Origin of the sequence: Archangium sp. (assembly GCF_036388035.1) — a bacterium.
Taxonomy (GTDB): domain Bacteria; phylum Myxococcota; class Myxococcia; order Myxococcales; family Myxococcaceae; genus Archangium.
Window position 1 is genome coordinate 1 of record NZ_DASVSO010000843.1, and the last position, 4280, is coordinate 4280.

Consider the following 4280-nt stretch of genomic DNA (forward strand, 5'->3'; position numbering starts at 1 on the left):
GTCCTCTTCCGCCAGGGCGGCTTCGGCGGCCAGCTGCCGCAGGTCCTGGGGCGGGACTTCTCGGGCGTGGTGGACGCGCTGGGCGAGGGCGTGAAGGGACTCGCCGTGGGCGACGCGGTGTATTGCTACCGGGGTGGCCAGGGCAGCAATGGCTCCCATGCGGAGTACACCTGCGCGCCGGCGGTGCTGGTGGTCCCCAAGCCCGCGCGGCTGGGTTTCGCCGAGGCGGCCGCGCTGCCCGTGGTGGCGCTCACGGCGTGGCAGTCCGTCACCCGGGCGCGGGTCCAGCGAGGCGAGGCCGTCTTCGTCGCCGGAGGTGCGGGGGGCGTGGGCTCCATGGCGCTCCAGCTGCTGCGCCACCTGGGCGCCCATCCCGTCCTCACCACGGCTGGCGGCGACACGAGCGCCCAGTACCTGGTTCGACAGCTCGGCGTGGAGCCCGGCCACATCCTCCGCTACCGCGGGCTGTCTCGGGAGCAGCTGCTCTCGGAGCTGCTGGCGATGAACGGGGGGCGGCCGGTCCCCGTGGCCCTGGACTTCGTCGGCGGCGACATGAAGGCGCTGTGCTTCGACGCGGCGGCGGTGGAGGGGCGCGTGGTGTCCATCGTGGAGGAGCCCGCCGACTCCCCCCTCAATCTCTGGGACGAGACGCGCAGCCCGCTCATCCTCCGCTCGCTGGAGTTCCACTTCATCCAGCTCGGTGCGCGGGCCCGTTATGCCCCCCGGGAGACGTGGGGCGTCTACCGCGAGCAGCTCGAGACCCTCTCGCGGCTCATCGAGGAGGGCGCCCTGAATCCCCCCGCCGTGCGCAGCGTGGGCCCGCTGTCGGAGGCCTCCGCGCGCGAGGCCCACCGATTGCTCGAAGAGGGCCGCGTGCAGGGGAAGCTCGTCGTGGAGTGCGGCTGAGCCTCCCTTCGCTACCGACCTTCCGTCAGTCAGCAATTCAAAGATTCGTGCGTGCCCGAGCCCAGGTCTCGCCATAGATTGTTTTCATGTCGGAGAGACCCTCAAAACGAAGCTGGACGGCGCTGAACTGGCTGAACTTTTTCGCGGCCGACATCAGCGACGGCGTGGGACCCTTCCTTGCCGTGTACCTTGCCTCCAACCTGAACTGGCAGGCGGGGGCCATCGGCATGGCCATCGCGGCCACGCAGTTGTCGATGGTCATTGGACAAGCGCCGGCCGGGCTCGTGGTCGACCGAACGCGCCGGAAGCGCCTGCCCATCATCGTCGCCTCCATCGTAGTCGGCTCGGTGGCCCTGCTCTGGCCGGCTCTTCGCACCCTGCCAACGGTCTTGGTCTGCCAGGTGGTGCTCGGGCTGGCCGCCTCGTTTTATGTGCCCAGCCTGGTGGCGCTGGTGGCCACGATGGGCGGGCGCGAGCACTTCGACCGCGCCCTCAGCAAAAACCAGAGCTACAACCACTCGGGCAACGTGGTCTCGGCGGTGATGACTGGCGTGGTGGCGCGCTTTACCAACAACGCCGGCATCTTCTATTGCATGACGAGCTTTGCGGTCCTCTGCACCCTCAGTGCCCTGTGCATCGCGCCCAAAGACGTGACAGTCCCCACACCCTCGCCGCAGGCGCAGACCGAGAAAAAGAAGAGCCTTTTCCGTGAGGTGCTGTGTAACAAGCCCTTCCTGATGTTTCTGTCGCTGACATTTGCCTTCTACTTTTCCAACGGGGCGATGCTGCCGTTGGTCGCACAGGAGATTGCCCAGGCGAAGCCGGAGAACTCAACCTTGTACCTGGCAGCTTGCATCATCATCGCCCAGCTGGTGATGGTGCCCACCGTGTTCGTGTGCGGCAAGCTGGCTGGACGGGGACGCAAGAAGCTGCTCACAATCGCTTTTCTGCTGCTCGCGACGAGGGGCATGCTGTACTTCCTGACCAACGACGTCAACGTGCTGCTCGGCCTTCAGGTGCTGGACGGAATGGCGGCGGGCACCTTCAGCGTCGTGGCGATCATGGTCGTCCACGATCTGATGGGCTCCTCCGAACGGGCGAGCTTCGCCCAAGGGCTCTTGGCTTCCGCACTGAGCCTCGGGTCCATGTTGAGCAACCTGGCTGCCGGTTTCATCGTGGATGCCGCAGGCTTCCCGGCCGGCTTCGTGTTCCTGTCCGCGCTGGCCCTGGCTGCGCTGTTGCTCCTGTGGAAGGGAATGCCCGAGACGGCCAAAGGGAACGAGGGTGAGGCCCGGGCCGATGCCGCGCGCCGCGCACCTACCACGCAGGACTTCTCACGTTGACAGGGGCGCCTTCAGTCCGGATGGCGCCGTGCTTTCGTAGCTCCCACGTTCGCTCCTTGTCGGGAACCAAAGCGCTAACCGAGCCGCGGGAAGTAGGGCTTGCCTCCGCCCACGAGAACCGGGGAGATGACCAGCCGGTACTCGTCGATCAGCCCCAGCCGCGCCAACGCTGACGCCAGGCCCGGGCCGCTGACCGCCAGGTCTCCGGGGTGCTCCTGCTTCAGCCTCGCCACCTCGACACAGTGGTTGTTCCTGCTGGCGTCGCCGCGGCGCTGCCCATCCGGACACTCCTGGTTCTTCACGCACGCCCGAGGCCCCGCGTCGGTGCCGGGGTAGGGCCCCTGCCGCGCCCCTCCTGGGCGGGCGGACTGGGCCGGCGACTGCGCTGGACGGAGGTGGACGTCATCAGCCTGACTCATGGCCCGAAGTCGGGAATCACATTTCCCGCACGCTCCCGGAGTGCATCGCGGGGCCATGCGGGACACAGTGGGTCGCGGGCCTCGCTGGAATGGAGGATGTGCCATGGCTGCTTCCCTACGTCTCGCCCCCCCTCGCGGCCCCATGCGCCAGGGCATCCTGGTGGGAGCGTTGGCACTCATCGTGGTGGAGGTGGTGGTCCTCACGCTGCTGTCGCTGCGGCGCGAGGTACCGAGGTTGGTGCACCTGGCCGTGGTCGCCGATGTCGTGCTCTTCACCGCGGCGGCACTGTGGCTGGTGGGCGGGCCGAGGACGGTGGGACTGTCGGCGGGCAAGGCGCTGCGCGCCGCGGTGGTGGGCGTGGTGCTCTTCTCGGTGAGCCTGCGAGTAGTGGGAGTGCCCGCGGGCGACATGCTGCTCGGCCTGGCGTTGGCGGCGGAGGCCGCTGTGGCGGCGGTGGTGCTGGTGGGGTTGGCGCGGGCGCTGCGGCAGCCGGGCGACACCTGGGTGCGCCTGCGAGAGGCACTGCGCGAGAGTCTCCCCACGCCCGTGGCGGAGGTGGCCTTCGGTGAGGTGCGCTTGATGGGCGCGATGGTGGCGAGCTTGCTGCGCCGCCCCCTGCTCGCGCCCGAGTCCTCGTCCACCGTCTTCGTCCCCATGGCCGCCAGCCGCACGGAGTGGGTGATTCCAGTCGTCACCCTCGCCATGGTGGTGGAGGGAACCGCGGTGCACCTGCTGCTGTACGCGCTCGGAGCGCGCAGCGAGTGGCTGCATGGCTTGCTGCTGGCCCTCAATTCCTACACGGTGCTGTGGCTGATGGGGGACCGGCGACTGATGCGGCAGTCCGCGCACCGACTGGCGCCGGAGGCCTTGGAGTTGTCACTGGGCCTGCGCTTCTCCGCGCGGATTCCCTACGAGAAGCTGGCTCGCGTGCTGCCACTGCGCACGGACGCGGAGCGGCGCTCGGTGCAGCCGCGCGGCGGGAGCAAGAACCCGAGGGTGACGCCCTTCGAGGAGCCCAACGTGCACCTGTGCCTGCACGAACCGGTGCGCGCCACCCTCTTCTTCGGCATCACCCGGCAGGTGGCGCACCTGGACCTCTTCGTCGAGCGACCCGAGGAGTTCATCGGCGCGCTCGCCGAGCGGACCCGGGCGATGACATCCTGACGCGTGTCTCGGACGACCCGCCTACAGCGCGGTGGAGCGGTTCCCAGCATGGCTTCATCATCCCCAACTTCCCGTCCCCCCGCCGCCCTTGCTCGCTCGACGCTCATCCAGATGGGCGTTCGCATTGGCCTCCTCATCGCCCTGACCACGCTCGTCAGCTACCTGCACATGTTCCACACACTGCGGAAGGAAGCCCTCCAGCAGCTGGAGCGGCATGTGGTGGAGCGCAGCCAGCGGGAGCAGGCCATCTTCGTGCTGGCGAAGGACAACCATGCGCTCCTCCAGAAAGCCCTGAAGGAGCGCATCCAGGCCTCGAGCCAGGAGGATCCGAATCCGCGCTTCGACAGTCTGTTCACCCGGTTCCCAGATGGAACCGTCCGCTCCCGCGCCGAGGGCTTCGACGGGACGAGGATGGCGGGCGTCTTCGTCCCTCCAGGCGTGAAGCTC

4 protein-coding genes and 1 pseudogene are annotated in these 4280 nt (G+C 68.4%); 4 read left to right on the forward strand and 1 reads right to left on the reverse strand.

Features of this window, described 5'->3' with window-relative positions; genetic code table 11:
• Together VF697_RS43405 and VF697_RS43410 are read left to right on the forward strand one after the other, a co-directional pair.
• Positions 1-906: quinone oxidoreductase family protein (locus tag VF697_RS43405; RefSeq protein WP_331101820.1), on the forward strand; the 906-nt coding region annotated here is incomplete at its 5' end.
• Positions 907-992: 86 nt separating this feature from the next.
• Positions 993-2249, forward strand: coding sequence for an MFS transporter (locus tag VF697_RS43410; protein ID WP_331101822.1), 1257 nt, complete (start codon positions 993-995; stop codon positions 2247-2249).
• A gap of 74 nt (positions 2250-2323) precedes the next feature.
• Here the strand turns inward: VF697_RS43410 and VF697_RS43415 are convergent, their stop codons facing one another.
• Positions 2324-2668, reverse strand: coding sequence for a dihydrofolate reductase family protein (locus VF697_RS43415; protein ID WP_331101824.1), 345 nt, complete (start codon positions 2666-2668; stop codon positions 2324-2326).
• Positions 2669-2771: 103 nt separating this feature from the next.
• Here VF697_RS43415 and VF697_RS43420 point away from each other — a divergent pair, with 103 nt between their 5' ends.
• Together VF697_RS43420 and VF697_RS43425 are read left to right on the forward strand one after the other, a co-directional pair.
• The gene (locus VF697_RS43420) at positions 2772-3833 is read left to right on the forward strand and encodes a hypothetical protein (RefSeq protein WP_331101826.1); all 1062 of its coding nucleotides are present in this window, start codon (positions 2772-2774) and stop codon (positions 3831-3833) included.
• 111 nt (positions 3834-3944) lie between these two features.
• Positions 3945-4280, forward strand: a pseudogene (locus VF697_RS43425) (histidine kinase); the annotation flags it as partial.